At 72.5% G+C, this 16,013-nt stretch carries 12 protein-coding genes; 3 read left to right on the top strand and 9 right to left on the bottom strand.

The window, feature by feature from the left end:
* Nucleotides 1-68: 68 nt before the first annotated feature.
* Nucleotides 69-671, top strand: coding sequence for a MarC family protein (locus ACQZ13_RS18725; RefSeq protein WP_088408191.1), 603 nt, complete (start codon nt 69-71; stop codon nt 669-671).
* Nucleotides 672-680: 9 nt separating this feature from the next.
* Here ACQZ13_RS18725 and ACQZ13_RS18720 read toward each other — a convergent pair whose 3' ends face one another.
* Together ACQZ13_RS18720 and ACQZ13_RS18715 are read right to left on the bottom strand one after the other, a co-directional pair.
* A complete protein-coding gene (locus ACQZ13_RS18720) occupies nt 681-1,253 on the bottom strand; it encodes a GNAT family N-acetyltransferase (protein WP_431047012.1) in 573 nt (190 codons plus the stop codon).
* A gap of 20 nt (nt 1,254-1,273) precedes the next feature.
* Nucleotides 1,274-3,535 (bottom strand): CHASE domain-containing protein, encoded by a 2,262-nt coding sequence (locus ACQZ13_RS18715; protein ID WP_431047010.1) that lies wholly within the window; start codon nt 3,533-3,535, stop codon nt 1,274-1,276.
* A 212-nt stretch (nt 3,536-3,747) separates the two neighbouring features.
* On the opposite strand from ACQZ13_RS18715, the gene ACQZ13_RS18710 reads away from it, so the two are divergent.
* The gene (locus ACQZ13_RS18710; protein ID WP_431047008.1) at nt 3,748-4,365 is read left to right on the top strand and encodes a GGDEF domain-containing protein; all 618 of its coding nucleotides are present in this window, start codon (nt 3,748-3,750) and stop codon (nt 4,363-4,365) included.
* Nucleotides 4,366-4,372: 7 nt separating this feature from the next.
* On the opposite strand, the gene ACQZ13_RS18705 is transcribed toward ACQZ13_RS18710, so the two are convergent.
* From ACQZ13_RS18705 to mutL, 7 genes are all read right to left on the bottom strand, one after another.
* Nucleotides 4,373-5,590 carry a lipocalin-like domain-containing protein gene (locus ACQZ13_RS18705; protein WP_431047006.1) on the bottom strand — a complete coding sequence of 406 codons (1,218 nt, stop codon included), beginning with the start codon at nt 5,588-5,590 and terminating at the stop codon, nt 4,373-4,375.
* Nucleotides 5,590-8,172 carry an FtsX-like permease family protein gene (locus ACQZ13_RS18700; RefSeq protein ID WP_431047004.1) on the bottom strand — a complete coding sequence of 861 codons (2,583 nt, stop codon included), beginning with the start codon at nt 8,170-8,172 and terminating at the stop codon, nt 5,590-5,592. The genes ACQZ13_RS18705 and ACQZ13_RS18700 overlap by 1 nt, the downstream gene beginning before the upstream one ends.
* Before the next feature lie 17 nt (nt 8,173-8,189).
* Entirely contained in the window at nt 8,190-8,849 is a 660-nt protein-coding gene (locus ACQZ13_RS18695; protein ID WP_431047002.1) for an ABC transporter ATP-binding protein, read from the bottom strand.
* 82 nt (nt 8,850-8,931) lie between these two features.
* Nucleotides 8,932-9,918, bottom strand: coding sequence for a tRNA (adenosine(37)-N6)-dimethylallyltransferase MiaA (gene miaA, locus ACQZ13_RS18690; protein ID WP_431047000.1), 987 nt, complete (start codon nt 9,916-9,918; stop codon nt 8,932-8,934).
* Nucleotides 9,915-11,153 (bottom strand): multidrug effflux MFS transporter, encoded by a 1,239-nt coding sequence (locus ACQZ13_RS18685; RefSeq protein WP_431046998.1) that lies wholly within the window; start codon nt 11,151-11,153, stop codon nt 9,915-9,917. The genes miaA and ACQZ13_RS18685 overlap by 4 nt, the downstream gene beginning before the upstream one ends.
* Complete coding sequence (locus tag ACQZ13_RS18680) at nt 11,150-12,943, bottom strand: pseudouridine synthase (protein ID WP_431046996.1); 1,794 nt, start codon at nt 12,941-12,943, stop codon at nt 11,150-11,152. Before ACQZ13_RS18680 ends, ACQZ13_RS18685 begins: the two co-directional genes overlap by 4 nt.
* 162 nt (nt 12,944-13,105) lie before the next feature.
* Nucleotides 13,106-15,178, bottom strand: coding sequence for a DNA mismatch repair endonuclease MutL (gene mutL / locus ACQZ13_RS18675; protein WP_431046994.1), 2,073 nt, complete (start codon nt 15,176-15,178; stop codon nt 13,106-13,108).
* Between the two features lie 179 nt (nt 15,179-15,357).
* On the opposite strand from mutL, the gene ACQZ13_RS18670 reads away from it, so the two are divergent.
* Nucleotides 15,358-16,005, top strand: coding sequence for a DedA family protein (locus ACQZ13_RS18670; RefSeq protein WP_431046992.1), 648 nt, complete (start codon nt 15,358-15,360; stop codon nt 16,003-16,005).
* Nucleotides 16,006-16,013 lie beyond the last annotated feature (8 nt).

The raw sequence follows: 16,013 nt of genomic DNA, 5'->3' as shown, positions 1-16,013 counted from the left end.
ACGAAGCGTGCGTGGCGGCGCCCCAACGCCGGGCCGCCGCGGCGCGGCATCGGCGAGAATCCCGCCCCATGGATCACAGTTTCCTCTCCGCCCTCATCCTGCTGCTGCTGGTGCTCGACCCGCTGGGCAGCCTGCCGATCTTCATCCCCATCATGCGGGCCGTGCCGCGCGAACGCCGGCTGAAGGTCGCGCTGCGCGAGGTCGGCATCGCCTTCGCGGTGCTGCTCGCGTTCATGTTCCTGGGCGAAGGCTTCCTGCGGCTGATGCACCTGTCCGAGCGCTCGCTCGAGGTCGCCGGCGGCGTGATCCTGATCATCATCGCGATCCGGATGATCTTCAGCCACGCCGGCGAGTCCGCCTACGGCGTGGAGACGGGCCGCGAGCCCTTCATCTTCCCGCTGGCGGTGCCGCTGCTGGCCGGCCCGTCGGCGATGGCGACGGTGCTGCTGCTGGCCTCGCGCCAGCCGGACCGCGTCGCCGAATGGATAGGCGCGCTGTTCACGGCGATGCTGATCTCGTTCCTGGCGCTGATCCTGGCGGACCGGATCCGCAAGCTGCTCGGCGACTCGGTCGTCTCCGCGATCGAGAAGCTCATGGGCCTGGTCCTGACCGCCATCGCGGTCGAGATGATCCTGTCCGGCTTGAAACGCTACTTCGTCGGCGGGTTGTGACGCTCCGCGTCAGACGCCGCGAGGTGTCTTCAACATCTCTTCTGCCGCCTTGACGGCGGACGGCGAGCGGCGCCATTCGTCCGCGGTCATGCCGTAGATCGCGATGTCGGTCTCGTGCCAGCGCTGCGTCTCGCGGTAGCTCATGCCGAGCTTCTTCATGATGTGGACCGAGCCGCCGTTGTCCGGCTCGCAGACCGCGACGATCTCGGGCGCCTGCAGCGTGTCGAACGCAAACGACGCCATCCGGCGCGCGGCCTCCGAGCCGTAGCCCTTGCTCCAGCGGTCGCGGCGCAGGCGCCAGCCGATCTCGTGCGGATTCGTCGTCTCGCCGCGCAGGTGCTGGATGCAGCCGGCGCCGACGATCTCGCCGGTCTCGACCTCGAAGAAGGTCCACCAGCTGAAGCCCCAGTCGCCCCAGCGCTTCTTGACCCGGTCGATCATGGCCTGCGTGTCCGCCAGCGTGTCGGGCTTGCCGGTGATGTAGCGCATCACCTCGGGGTCGCGGTTCATCTCGAACAGCCCGTCCAGGTGGGCGTCGGTCATCGGCTCCAGGCGCAGCCGGGGGGTGGTCAGGATCGTCATCCCGCGACTGTACGACGCGCTCAGCGCCCGTGACGGCGGTCACCCTCGCGGTACTCGGGCTCCGGCTCGGGCTCGGCGGAGCCGGCGGTCGATGCCGCGGCAGACGTGGCAGACGTGGCAGACGCGGCAGACGCGGCCTGCGCCAGCGCCGCGGGCGACTGCCGCAGCGACGACAGATCGATCTCGTCCGGCGGCTGCGCGCCGTTGAGCCAGCGGATCCGGCAGCGCCCGGCGCGCTTGCACTCGAACATCGTCTGGTCGGCGCGGCTCATGAGCACTTCGGCGTCGACGCCGTCCAGCGCGTAATGGGCCACGCCCATGCTGCTGCCGACCTGCACCGTCACGCCGGAACTCAGGTGGACCGGTTCCAGGATCTTTCGCAGCAGGCGTTCGCAGGTGGCGCGGCTGTCGCGCGGGGTCGGCAGCGCCGCCAGCAGGACGACGAACTCGTCGCCGCCCAGCCGCGCCGCGGTGTCGGTGGCGCGTATCGTCGTCGAGAGCCGCTCGGCGACGGCCTTCAGGACCTCGTCGCCGGCGTCATGCCCGTGGGCGTCGTTGACCGCCTTGAAGCCGTCCAGGTCCAGGTAGGCCACGGCCACCGACCAGCGCTGCCGCTGCGCCGCCGCCATCGCCTGCCGGAGCCGGTCGGCCAGCAGCACGCGGTTGGGCAGGCCGGTGAGGGCGTCGTGGAAGGCGGCGCGCTCGACGCGCGCCTCGTAGGCCTTGCTCTGCGTGATGTCGACCATCATCCAGAGCGTGGTCTCCTCGTCGCGCTCGCCCGGCAGCGCCACGCCGTTGAGGTCCACCCATACCAGGCTGCCGTCCTTGCGGCGCATCTGCTGCTGGCTGCGATAGTGTCCGCCGCGCCGCAGCACCGGATAGGCGTTGCGGCCGAGCGCGGTGAAAGTGTCCTCGTCGATGTAGAGATCGCGCACCGGCAGGCCCAGCATGCCGTGCTTCTCGTAGCCGAACAGCCGCTCCAGCGCGCCGTTCTTCCAGACGATGCGCCGGCCGCGCAGCTTGGCCATGGCGATGATCTCGGTGTCCAGCATGGCCTGCTGGTCCAGCGTCAGGCGGCGCAGGTCCTCGGTCATCGTGTCGGCGAGCGCCTGCACGCGCGCGCGGCCGGCCATCAGCAGGTAGGTCATCGCCGCGAGCAGCGTCGTCAGCACGAGACCGATGAGCCCGGGCTCCCAGCTCGCCGCGTCGATGATCTTGCGCTCGTAGGCGGTGGTCAGCGCGGCTTCGATGCGGAACGCGCGGCCGGAAATCTCCACCAGGTGCTCATCCTTGACCAGACGGCCGTCGTAGCCGGGCTGCGCCTGCGGCGGGGCGTCCAGCGGCTGGATGCCGGTGACGGAATCCAGCAGCAGATCCTCGACCGGCGTGTGATCGTCGACCAGCAGCCGGAAGTCCATGGGCGCGGCCGCCAGTCCCTCCTTGAGCCCGTGCAGGATCTCCTGCGCCACCAGCGGCGCGTAGAGCACGCCCAGCAGGGCCTGGCGACGCTGCTCGGGCGTCACGGGATCGGCCCCGTCGCGGAAGACCGGCACCAGCAGCAGCAGACCGGGCCCGTGCGCGCGGTCCTGCACCAGCGGGACCGGCGCGGAGAGGGTCGCCTCGCCGGTGGCGATGGCCTGCTCGATGGCGCGGCGGCGGATCGACTCCGAGCCGAGGTCGAAGCCCCAGGCCGGGTAGTTCTGCGACAGCGGCTCGATGTGCGCGACGACGAAGAGGTCCGGTGCGCTGTCCCCGAAACTGCGCACCGCGAACTGGGGGGCGCCGTCGGACCGCTGCGCGGCGATGAACGCGGGGAGGTCGGTCCGCATCACGCGCGGCACGAAGCCGAAGCCGCGCACGCCGGGGAACTCGCGCGGCAGGTCGCGCGACTGGACATAGGCGCGGAAGGCGGTGCGGTCGATGCGCCCGTGCATCGCGGCGATGGTCCCGCGGGCGCCCTTGAGGCCGTAGACCGGCTGGATGAAGCGCTGGACGACGTCGCGCTCCAGGCGCTCCATCTGACGCTCGAGGACCCGATGGCCTTCGGCCACGACGCGGTTGCGGTTCCACAGCATCGAGCTGAGGGTCAGGGCCAGGCCGGTCAGCAGCACGAGCAGCGCGCCGACGACGGCCGGCATCGGCAGGTCGGCGGACGGCGGCGGGGCCGCCTCGTGGAACGCGGAATCGCGCGGATCGCGCGGATCGCGCGGATCCTGCGAATCCTGCGAATCCTGCGAGTTGCTGGAGCCCCTCGGATCTCGTTCTTCGGATGTGGCGTGCACGGGCAGGGCGGCCAAGCCGCGGGCGCTGGACACAGCCGACAACTGTAGAGCAGCCGCTGCCCCGGCGCACACGTCCTTGCAGGGCATCCGGATTCGTTACAACTGGCGCGACGGACCGTGGCGCAAGCGCCTATCCTCCCTCGCTCAAGGGGGCGGCGCGCGGCTTGCTCCTGTGCTGCAATCAATCCTCATCTCCGGCGAAGGTGGGCGGCATGGCTCAAGACTCGGACAGGGGCCCCGGGGCCTGGTGGACTTTCCTGCGGCGGCGCTGGACGGCGCGTCGCGAGCCCGCGGCGCGGATCGCCGCCGCCGACGAGGCGCAGTTGATGGACGACCTCAAACGCGAGGCCGCCCGCGCCCAGCGGCACCGCCATGACGGCGTGCTGATGCTGCTGGAACTCGATCCCTGGACGCGGCTGCAGCAGCAGCACGGCGACGACTGTCTGCAGGCGCTGGAGGAGCGGCTCGACCAGCTCGTGCGTCAGCAGCTGCGCGGCGGCGACTGGCTGCTGCCGTTGCCGCGCGGCGTGTGGGCCGCCTATCTGCCGTGCACCGATCCGCTGGGCGCGCTGGACGCCGCCGACCGCGTGCGCGCCCGCGTCGCGACGCTCGACTACCGCTGGCAGGGTCAGGCGCTGCCCTTGAGCGCGAGCCTCGGACTGGCCCATTGGCAGGACTGGCGGCGCGAGCCGCAGCAGGGCGCGGACCAGCTCCTGCAACAGGCCCGACAAGCGCTGGCGATGGCGCGCGGCGCGGGCTGCAACTGCGTGCGCGCCTACGCGGCGATCCCTTCGGGTCGCAACCGCTACAGCGGCACGCGACCGGCCTAGCAGGTCGCTACAGCGGCACCCGCCCCGCGTATCCCGTCATCTCCAGGTATCCCCAGCCCAGCGTGCGACCGGCCTCGTCGGCCACGCGGGCCACGCCTTCCCAGTACGGGAAGCCGGTGCTGCGGCGTGCATCGATCTCCTGCGCCGCGTAGGCGGCTTCCACGATGAACACGCCGCGCGGCGTCCGGATCCGCCAGCGGACCGGATAGCTCGCGAGGCTGACCGGGCTCTTCCAGAACGCCAGCGGCTCGAACTGCAGCTGCTGCTCGAAGTCGACCGGCGCGCCGCCCGTCGCCGCGCGCCAGCTCCCGCCGGTCCAGATGACCGCGCCGTCCTGTGCACGCATCCGGAACAGCGTCAGCGACGCGCCGTCGACGAGGTTCAGCCCCAGCCAGTCCCAACCGACCGCGCGGTCCGGCGACGCATCGGCGCCGCGCCCGAGGTACTGGTTGCTCCATTCGTGATCGAGCCAGGCGCGGGCCTGCAGCTCGCGCGTGCCGCCTTCGCGCAAGGCGAGCCGGCCGGTGCCGGCCAGCTGCGGCTCGCTGACGTAGCGGCTCGCCTGCTGCTCGTCCGGTCCCTTGCGCGACCAGCCGGCACGTCCCTGCAGCAACGGCGCCTGCGGCGCGTCCAGGGTCAGTTCGAGCGCGAATCCGGCGGACTCGCTCGCCATCAACAAGGCATAGCGGCTGCGGCCTTGCGGTCCGTCGACGCGACGCAACTGCCACCCGCCCAGTCGCACGCGGGTGTCGTCGAGCTCGGTCCGCGCATGCGCGAAACCGTGCCGCAGGACTTGCTGGTCGTGCAGCAGGCGCTGCCGGCCCAGGTCGGAGATCGCCGCGTGCCCCAGCATCAACTGGTCCGGCGCGAACGCCGACTGCAACGGACGCTTCAGGTCGTATCGGACCCGGAAGAAGGTGAGCTGGAAACCGAAGTCGGGGCGGGTCTCGTCCGCGGTCGTCGACGTCGCGCCCGGCCCGGCCCCTGACGTCGTGCGGAGCACGCCGGTCACGTACCACCATTCGACGCGGGTCTCGGGGTGCGCGCCGTGGTCGCGCGGGAAACGCAGCGGCGCGGCGGACAGCGTTTCGGAGACCGATGTCGACGTCGATGAGGATGCCGTTCTCGCGGGCTTCGAGGCCCGGCCCTGGGCGAAGGACGTCGGCGACGCCATGCCCAGCGCCGCCAGTCCGAAGCCGTTCAGGAAAGGCCGTCGTCCGATCATCACCAATCCTCCCGCACGGCGCGCAGCGCCTCGCCGCGGCCGGCGCGCAGCGCGCGGGCGCTGGCCCAGGCGGCGGTCGCGCCGGTGGCCATCAGGCTGGCCGCCAGCAGCGCCGCCACGCGCCAGCCGGGGATGGACCAGTCCATGCTCCAGTGGAAACTCTGCGGGTTGAGCTTGAACACCAGCACCGCGCTGATGGCCAACCCGACCAGCAGGCCCATCACGGCGCCGGCCAGCGCCTGCAGCAGCGTCTCGGCCAGCACCAGCCGCCTCAGCATCGCCCGTGTCAGGCCGAGGTGCAGCAGCAGGCCGAATTCGCGCCGGCGCGCCAGCAGCTGCGCCGACAGGCTGGCCGCGACGCCGAACAGCCCCAGCCCGAGCCCCACCGCCTGCAGCCAGTAGGTGATCGCGAAGCTGCGGTCGAAGACCGCCAGAGAGAAGCGCCGCAGCTCGCCGGCCGACGCGATCTCCAGCGACTCCGGCGCGCCGGAGACCTCGCGCAGCGCCGCCTGCACGGCCACGGGGTCGGCGTCGGGCTTCAGCCACAGCGCGAGCTCGGTGATCGCGGCGTCGCCGCTGAGCCGTTCCCAGTCGCGGCGCTCCATCAGTACCGCGCCGCTCTGGCGGCTGTAGTCGCGCCAGATCGCCTTCACCGCCACCGGCAGCTGGCGTCCGTCGAGCCGCAGCATGAAGCGGTCGCCGGGCGCGAGCCGGAGCTCGTCGCGCATGGCCTCGTTGATGTAGACCGGCTGCAGGCCGTCGGGCAGCGCGACCGCGTCGCCCTGCAGCGGCAGGCGGTGGTCCAGCGGCCGTGCCAGCAGCGTCGTGCCGCCGGTCATGCCGCGCACCCGGATGCCGATCGCGCGGGTGCGCTGCGCCGCCACGCGCTCGACGCCCGGCAGCGCGGCTGCGGACGCCGCCAGCCCCGGCGGCATCGGCTGGCCCTGCTGGGCGCTGTCGCGGGCCGTCTGGCGCAGGTAGAGGTCGGCGGGCAGCATGTCGGTCAGCCACTGGTCCAGCGACTGTCGGAAGCTTGCGACCATCACCAGCATCGCCACGGCGAGCGCCAGCGCGACCAGCACGCCGGCGATCAGCCGGCCGGCTTCGCCCGCCTGGTCGCGGGCGCGTTCCACGGCGAGCAGCGGCAACGCACGTTGCGCCGCCCAGCCGCGCAACAGCCCGGTGATCGCGCGCAGCACGAAGGGCACGGTGCCCAGCGCGCCGAGCAGCAAGGCGACCATCGCGGCATAGGTCCCGAGCGGCAGTCCGAAGACCGGCCGCATCCACGTCAAAGGCAGGGCCGCGACCAGCAGCACGGGGCCCAGCCACCACCAGCGGCCGGCGTCGCCGCCGCTGCCCAGTCCCTTGAGCACCTGCGCCACCGGCAGCCCGCGCAGGCGCGCCAGCGGCAGCGCGGCGGCGCCCAGGCTCACCAGCGGGCCCAGTGCGAGCAGGCCGGCGATCGAGGCCGCCGAGAGCTGCAGCTCGGGTCGTCCGCCGCTGAGCCCGGTGAGTCCGCTGCCCAGATCGCCGCCGAGCGCATGCAGTCCCAGCTCCGCGAGCGCGACCGCCAGTCCCAGACCCAGCACGGCGCCGGCCAGACCGAGCACCAGCGCCTCCGACACCAGCAGCGCCAGCCGCTGTCGCGCGCTCATGCCGAGCACGCCCAGCAGCGCGAGCTGCGGCAACCGCTGCGCCACCGACAGGCTGTGCACCGCGAAGACCATGAACGCGCCGACGAACAGCGCCATCAGCGACAGCACACCGAGGTTGAGCCGGTAGGCGCGCGTGAGGCGGCGCGCCTCGTCGGCCTGCTGGCGGGCCTGGTCCTCGGGCGCCTGGGCCCGCACGCCGGCAGGCCAGTCGGCGGGCACCGCGCGGCCCGGCGCCATGCGCAGCAGGATCGCGTCGAGCTGCCCGGGACGATGCAGCAGCTGCTGCGCCCAGGCGATGTCGACGATCACCAGCGGCTGCTGGCGGTCCGGCACGCGGCCCGCGACGGGCAGCGGTGCCGGCTCGTCGGGGAGGTCCACGCGGAGCGAGGCGGGCGCCGTGTCGAAGCCGAGTCGCGTCCACGCCGCGTCGCTGACCAGCAGCGCCGGCTCGCGCAGCGCGCGGCCGAGGTCGGCGCCGGCTAGCCGGGGGAACCACTGCGGATGGAAGGCGCCGAGCTGCACCAGGTCCAGTCCGATCAATCGCACGCGCTGCCAGGAGCCGTCGCGGCCCTGCAGCCGGATGCTGGCGTCGAGCCGCGGCGCGAGCGCGGCGATGTCGTCGCGCGCGGCGAGTTCACCGAAGTAGCGGTCGGACAGCGGCGCGGCGCCCGGCCCGGGGCTGAGCTCGGCATCGGCCTGGGCGCTGCTCTGGCGCGCGGCGGACTCGAACTGCGCCAGCGCCGACGCATTGATCCAGTGCACGGCGCCGGCCAGCGCCAGACCCAGCGCGATCGTCAGCAGCGCGGCGAGCTGCCGACCCCATTGCAGACGCAGAGCCGGCCACGACAGTTGCCACCACCAGCCCCAGGCACGGCGCAGACCGGCCAGGGCGGAGGGCGGGGCGGGGGAGCGCGTGGGCGCGTTCATGTCGGCATCCGGCCTGGTCAGGCCTCGACGAGGTGGCCGTTCTCGAGCCGCAGCCGGCGGTCCGCGAGTTCCGCCGCGTGCGCCGAGTGCGTCACCAGCAGGCAGGCCGCGTTCTGTTCGAGCAGCTGCTGGCGCAGCAGGCGCATGACCTGGTCGGCGTGCGAGGGGTCGAGGTTGCCGGTGGGCTCGTCGGCCAGCACCAGCACGGGCCGGTGCACCAGCGCGCGGGCGATCGCGACGCGCTGCAGCTGGCCGCCGGACAACTGCCGCGGCAGATGCCGCGCCTGCGCGGCGAGTCCGACCGCGTCCAGCATCTCGGCCACGCGCTTCGCGTCGGGCTTGCCCTGCAGCAGCAGCGGCAGCGCGACGTTGTCGTGCACGTTGAGGTGGGGCAGCACGTGGAAGGCCTGGAACACGAATCCCAGCTGCTCGCGGCGCAGCTGCGCCTGGCCGGATTCGTCCAGCGAGAGGATGTCGCGGCCCAGCAGCACGACCTGACCCCGGTCCAGCGGTTCGAGCGCGGCCAGGCCGTTCAGCAGGGTCGACTTGCCGCTGCCGGATTCGCCGAGCAGCGCCAGCATCTCGCCGCGGTGCAAGGTCAGCGACAGGTGATCGAACAGCGTCTGCGCGCCGTAGCGCTTGGTCAGGCCGGTGGCCGTGAGGAGCGGGACATCCATCGTCGGAACCATCGTCGAAATCGTCGTCGAGCGGCGGGAGGCCGATCGAGGGATTGTGGCGCCTGCGCGGCGCGCTCCCGCGTCAGAGGCCGTCGACGTGTGCGATCAGCCGGTCGAGCGTGTCCAGCGCGTCGGGGGCCTCGGCGGGCACGATGCGTCGTTCCGGCATGCTCCGCAGCCACGTGATCTGGCGCTTGGCGAGCTGGCGCGTCGCGGCGGTGCCCAACTCCTGCAGCGCGACGAGGTCGGGCGCGGCCTCGTTCGCGTCGAGCAGTTCCCACGCCTGCCGGTAGCCGACGCAACGCATGGCCGGCAGCCCGAGGTGCAGGTCGCCGCGCGCGCGCAGGCGACGGACCTCGTCGATGAAGCCTTGTTCCAGCATCAGCGCGAAGCGTTGCGCGAGCCGCGCATGCAGCCAGGCGCGCGCCGCGTCCGAGGGTTCGATCGAGATCAGCGGCCAGTCGACGCCCTGTGAGCGCTGCCTCCGGTACAGCGCCGACATCGGCTCGCCGCTGAGCAGGCAGACCTCCAGCGCGCGCTGGATGCGTTGCGAATCCAGCGGCGCCAGGCGCGCGGCCGTTTCAGGATCGAGCGCGGCCAGCCGTGCGTGCATCGCGGGCCAGCCGTCGCGGGCCGCGTCGGCGTCGAGTTGCGCACGCAGCGCGGGATCGGCCTGGGGCAGCTCCGACAGGCCGTCGAAGAGCGCCTTGAAGTAGAGCATCGTGCCGCCGACGAGCAGCGGACGCGCGCCGCGGGCCTGGATCTCCGGCACGAGCCGCAGCGCGTCGCGCACGAACTGCGCGGCGGAGTAGCTCTGCGTCGGCTCCAGGATGTCGATCAGATGGTGCGGCACCGACGCGAGCTCGTCCGGCGTCGGCTTGGCGGTGCCGATGTCCATGCCGCGGTACACCAGCGCGGAGTCCACGCTGATGATCTCGACCGGCTGGCGGCGCGCGATCGCGAGCGCCGCGGCGGTCTTGCCGCAGCCGGTCGGACCGGCGATGCAGAGCGGGCCCAGGCCGTGATCGATGTCGGCGTCGGAGCGGGCGAAGGGAGCGGGTTGACTCATGCGGGACGGGGGATCGGCTGACCGTGCCGGCGGACCAGGGTCCAGGCGCAGGTGGCGGTGCACAGGCCCAGCACCATCATGGTGGCGGCGAGCGGCGTCACGCTGCCGTCGAGGCTGGCGCTGAGCCACGCGCCGACGCCGAAGGCCGCGAGCGCGATCGCGAAGCCCGAGAGCGCCGCCGCCGCGCCGGCCTGGCGCGGGAACGGGCCGACGGCGCCGGCCTGGCCGCAGGGCTGCAGCACGCCGTGGCCGATCATGATGCCCACGTGCGGGATCATCAGCGCCCAGGGCGACGGCGGCAGCACGAAGGCGGCCAGGCCCATGCCCAGCGCGCCCAGCGCGGTGAAGCAGGCACCGCGCGCGACGGTGTCGGCGATGCTGAGCGTGCGCAGCCAGCGGCGGCAGATCAGCGTGCCGGTGACGTAGAGCGCCGCGCCGCCGGCGACGAGCGCGCCGTAGGTGTGGTGGCGCAGGCCCAGGACCTCGATGAACACGAAGCTGGAGCCGGCGAGGAAGGCGTACAGCGTCGCGTAGGCGAGCGCCGTGAGCAGCGCATAGGCGCGGAAGGTCGGATGCGCGAGCACGGTCCGCCAGTTGGCGACCAGGCCCGCCGGGCGCAGCGCGCCGGGGTCGGGTCGTGCCAGGCTCTCGGGGATGCGCAGCACGACCAGCGCCAGGGTCGCGGCGCCGAAGACGGCGGTCGCCAGGATCGCCCAGCGCCAGCCGACGCCGGCCGCGAGCACGCCGCCGATCAGCGGCGAGGCCAGCGCGATGACGCCCAGGCCCGACAGCGCCTTGGCCATCATCCGCGCGCCTTCCTGCGGCTCGAACCAGTCGCGCAGCATCGCGCGGGCGACGACGACGGACGCCGCCAGGCCCAGCCCCTGCAGCGCGCGGCAGGCGACCAGGCTGTCGATGGTCGAGGCCAGTGCCGCGCCTATCGCGGCGACGACATACAGCGCCAGGCCGCCCAGCAGCACCGGACGGCGCCCGAAGCGGTCACCCAGCGGACCCAGCAGCAGCTGCGACAGTCCGAATGCCAGCATCAGCGCCGACAGCGTCAGCTGCGTCGCGCCCATGCCCGCGTGCAGGTCGGCGCGCAGGCCGGGCAGGGCGGGCAGGTAGAGGTCGGTCGTGACCGGCTGCAGGCCCAGCAGCATCGCCAGCGCGAGGACCTGCAGCGCGGGCGCGGGGCTCGCGCCGCGGTCGACGGCCGCCGGCGTCGGAACGCTCAAAAGCGCTCCCAGGGCGCGAGGTAGCGCCACTGTCCGGGCGGGAGCTGACCCAGCGGGATGCGCCCGATGCGCACGCGCTTGAGGCCCAGCACCTTCAGGCCGACCAGCTCGCACATCCGGCGGATCTGGCGCTTGCGGCCCTCGCGCAGCACGAAGCGCAGCTGGTCTTCATTGGCCCAGCTGACCTTGGCGGGCTTGAGCTGCACGCCGTCCAGCTCCAGGCCGTGCGTCAGCATCGCGATCGCGCGCGGATCGAGCGACTGCTGCGGATGCAGGGCCGGATCGCCGTTCTCGACGGCGACGCGGACCAGGTACTCCTTCTCGACGTCGGAGTCCTCGCCGATCAGATGGCGCGCGATGCGGCCGTCCTGCGTCAGCACCAGCAGGCCGGTGGAGTCGATGTCCAGACGGCCGGCCGGCGCGAGGCCGCGGCCGTGGCCCGGCGCCCAATGGATCTTGGCCGGGTCCTCGCCCCAGTGGGTGTCGGCCTTGACCAGCACCGACGCGGGCTCGTAGCCGTCCTCGGCCTGGCCGGAGACGTAGCCGATCGGCTTGTGCAGCAGGATGGTCACGCGTTGCGCCTGCTGTTCGCGGGCGGCGGGGTCGACCTCGATCTTCGCGTCCGGGCCGACGCGCTGGCCCAGCGTGGCCAGTTGACCGTCGACGGTCACCCAGCCGGACTCGATCCACTCGTCGGCTTCGCGGCGCGAGGCCAGACCCAGTTCGCTCATGCGCTTGGACAGGCGCTCTCCGGCGTCCTGGTCGGCGAGGCGCACCGGCGCGGGCTGGCGCGGCGCGTCCGGCTGACGCGGACGGTCGGTGCGCTCGGCACGTTCCTCGCGTTCGGCGCGGGCATGGACGTCGGAAGGATGGCCGGCGTCACGGTCGCCGTAAGGCGCGCGGCGGGGACGATCGTCGCCGTAGCGGGCGCCCGGACCGTTGCCGGGGCCGTTGCCGTAGCGCGAGTCTTCATTGCCACGGGCGTAGCGGTCGCCGCCACGATCACCGCCCCGGTCGCCGCCGCGATCGTCGCGACGGGGGCGGTCGCCGTAGGCGCGATCCCCTTGAGGCCGATCCCCGTAGGAGCGATCTCCCTGGGGTCGATCGCCATAGGGCCTGTCGCCACGGGGTCGATCGCCATACGGTCGATCGCCATAAGGACGGTCGCCTTGGGGCCGATCGCCCTGAGGACGATCCCCGTAGGCGCGATCACGCTGCGGGCGGTCGCCGTAGGAGCGATCGGGACGATCCCCCTGCGGACGCGGACGGTCCCCATAGGGGCGATCCCCTTGCGGACGGTCGCCGTAGCGATCGTCGCGACGGGGGCGGTCGCCCTCGAAGCGGGGACGGTCGTCGGCACGCGGACGGTCACCGTACGGGCGACGGTCGCCGCCTTCCGGGCGACCGCCGGAGAAGCCGGGGCGGTCGCCCTGGCCGCGTGGGCCGCCGTAGCCGCCGCGATCGTCCTGGCGCGGACCGCGATCGGACCGGTCGCCGTAGCCGCCTTCGCGCGGCGGACGGCCGGGACCGCCGCGGCGGTCATCGCGTCCTTGCGGACCGCGCGCATCCTGGCCGCGATCGTCGCGACGCGGATCCCGACGCTGACGGCCTTCCTCGGCCAGTCGCTGCTGGAACGCGGCTTCGCGTTCGGCGCGGTCGGTCTGCGCCTGCGCCAGCGTCGGGCGGGGCTTGTTGACGCCCTTGCCGCGCAGCGGCGCGCGGCGCGGCCCCTTGTCGTCCGCCGACTTGGCATCGGCCGGTTTGTTCTTGTTGAGTTTGAGCGTGGCCATGTCGGTACTGCTTCGGGGTGAATTGCGGGGATCCGCCGGGGATAACGGGAGCGAACTGGAACGAGCCGGAATGAAAAGGAGCCGGAACGAAAAGGAGGCGGAACGGAAAAAGGGCGGAACGGAGGGGACGGTCGGTGGGCGAGGGCGGTGAGTCGCGGGAACTCAGCGCCCGCGCAGGAACAGCGCGTCCAGGTCGCGCAGGGTCAGTTGTCGCCAGGTCGGGCGACCGTGGTTGCATTGGTCGGCGCGTTCGGTGCGTTCCATGTCGCGCAGCAGCGCGTTCATCTCGTCGAGGGTCAACTGTCGATTGGCCCGCACCGCGCCGTGGCAGGCCATCGTGGCGAGGATCTCGTGTTGTGCGCGCTCGATCGCGTGGCTGGCGTCGAACTGCGCCAGCTCGGCCAGCACGCCGCGGGCGAGCTCGACCACGTCGCCGCCGGCCAGCAGGGCCGGACGTTCGCGCACGGCCAGCACCTTGGCCGACAGCGGCGAGATGTCGAGGCCCAGGCGCTGCAGCGTCTCGGCCTGCGCCTCGGCGGTGGCGATCTCGGCCGGCGTCGCGGCGAAGGTGACGGGGATGAGCAGCGGCTGCGAATCGATGCGGGTCTCGCCGAGCGCGGTCTTCAGGCGTTCGTAGACCACGCGCTCATGGGCCGCGTGCATGTCGATGATGATCAGGCCCTGCGCGTTCTCGGCCAGCACGTAGACGCCCTGGATCTGCGCGATCGCGCGGCCCAGCGGCCATTCGCCTGCTTGGCTGGACGGCAAGGGCGCGGCCGGCGCGGCGCCCAGCGCCGACAGCGCGGAGGCCGATGCCGACGCGGTCGGCAGACCGCCGGCGGACCCAGAGGCGTAGAGCGCTTCCGCCTGCTCCAGCGCCAGCGCGGTCTGCGCGCGGGTCGGGATCGGGGCGCGCCAACCCTCAGGGCCGGCGAATCTGGCGGAGGGCGCGGCGTACGGGGCCGGAGGCTCATACGCGAACTGGCCGGACGGGCTGCCGCCGCTGGCCTGACCGTCCGTGCCGGCCAGCCCCGGAGCGCCGGACGCATCGGAAGCACCGGGAGCACCGGGAGCACTCGCCATGCCGCCTTGTTCCCAGGCCGGCGTGCCGGTCCAGCGTTGGCGGCCGGTCGGGGCGGCGGCCTCGGCAGCGCCTGCGGCGGCGGTGCCGGGTGAGCCGTCCTCGCTGCTGCGCGACAGCGCCAGCGCGGCCACCACCGCGCGGCGCACCTGCTGGTGGATCTCGCGGCCGTCGCGGAAACGGACCTCGATCTTGGTCGGATGGACGTTGACGTCGACCAGCTCGGGCTGGACGTCGATGAACAGCACGTAGCTCGGCTGGCGGTGGCCGTGCAGCACGTCGTCGAAGGCCGAGCGGATCGCGTGCGAGATCAGCTTGTCGCGCACGTAGCGGCCGTTCACGTAGACGTACTGCATGTCCGCGCGGGCGCGCGCGGCTTCGGGCAGGCCGACGCGGCCGTGGATGCGCATCGGGCCGACTTCGGCGAAGACCTCGCGGCTCTGGGCGATGAAGTCCTCGTTGAGGACCTCGGCGATCCGTTGCGGCAGCGGGGCGGCGCGCCACTGGTCGACCAGCTTGCCCTCGTGCCAGACGGCGAAGCCGACGTCGGGGCGGGCCAGCGCGTGGCGGCGCAGCGCTTCTAGGCAGTGGGCGAGCTCGGTGCTCTCGCTCTTCAGGAACTTGCGGCGGGCGGGCGTGTTGAAGAACAGCTCGCGCACCTCGACGGAGGTGCCTCTGGCGCGCGCGGCGGGGCTGAGCTCGCCGGTGCGGGCTTCCAGGCGCCAGGCGTGCGCGGCGCCGGTGTAGCGCGACACCAGGGCCAGCTCGGCGATGGACGACACGGCGGCGAGGGCCTCGCCGCGGAAGCCCATCGTGGCGACGGCCTCGAGGTCGTCGAGGGTGCCGATCTTGCTGGTGGCGTGGCGCTTGATGGCCAGGGGCAGTTCGCCGTCGGGGATGCCGTGGCCGTCGTCCTCGACGATCAGGCTGCGGATGCCGCCGGCGATCAGCTTGAGCTGGATCTGGCCGGCGCCGGCGTCCAGCGCGTTGTCGACGAGTTCGCGCACGACGGACGCCGGGCGCTCGACCACCTCGCCGGCGGCGATCTGGGAGATCAGTTCATCGGGGAGTTCGCGGATCGCGCGCCGGCCCGAGGGGGCGGCGGGATCGAAAGCGGCCGCGGCGTTCGCCGTCGGGGCGAGGGTGTCGTCCATGGGGGCGATTGTAGAAGGTGCCGCAGTTCCAGGGCCGACCACGACAGACGGGAGGGCTTGACTCTGTTCGGTGGACCACACTGCCGTCCCGCATTGCTTTGCCAGCACTGCATTTCCGGGGTGGCGCTCTCCCGTTTCTTCATCAGCACTTCAGAAACCGCCCGCCATAATCCGCGCCCATGGATCTGATGCACTTCCTCGTCGACTTCATCCTGCATGTCGACAAGCACCTCGCCGAGTTCGTCGCCGCCTACGGGATGTGGGTCTACGCGCTGCTCTTCCTGATCGTCTTCGTCGAGACCGGCCTCGTCGTGATGCCGTTCCTGCCGGGCGACTCGCTGCTCTTCGTCGTCGGCGCGCTGTGCGGGACGGGGATGATGAGCCTGCCGCTGGCGATCGCCGTGCTGCTGGTCGCCGCGATCCTGGGCGACCAGTGCAACTACACGATCGGGCGCTACTTCGGGCCCAAGGTCTTCCAGTGGGAGCAGTCGCGCTTCTTCAACAAGCGCGCCTTCGACGCCGCGCACGAGTTCTACGAGAAGCACGGCGGCGTCACCATCATCCTGGCGCGCTTCATGCCCTTCATCCGCACCTTCGCGCCCTTCGTGGCCGGTGTCGCCGCGATGACCCGCAGCCGCTTCACGGCGTACAACGTCGCCGGCGGCGTCATCTGGGTCGTGGGTCTCACGCTCGCGGGCTACCTCTTCGGCAACATCCCCTTCGTGCAGACCCATCTCAGCAAGATCATCTGGGCCATGATCATCATTCCGGGCCTGATTGCCCTTTACGGCGGATGGCGCGCCTCGCGCGCCAAGCCCGCGGTCTGACTCGCGGG

It is taken from the genome of Roseateles sp. L2-2, from assembly GCF_050613215.1.
GTDB classification, from domain to species: domain Bacteria; phylum Pseudomonadota; class Gammaproteobacteria; order Burkholderiales; family Burkholderiaceae_C; genus Roseateles; species Roseateles noduli.
Note: the sequence above shows the minus strand (reverse complement) of the source record. Positions and strands in the feature narration are given on the sequence as shown.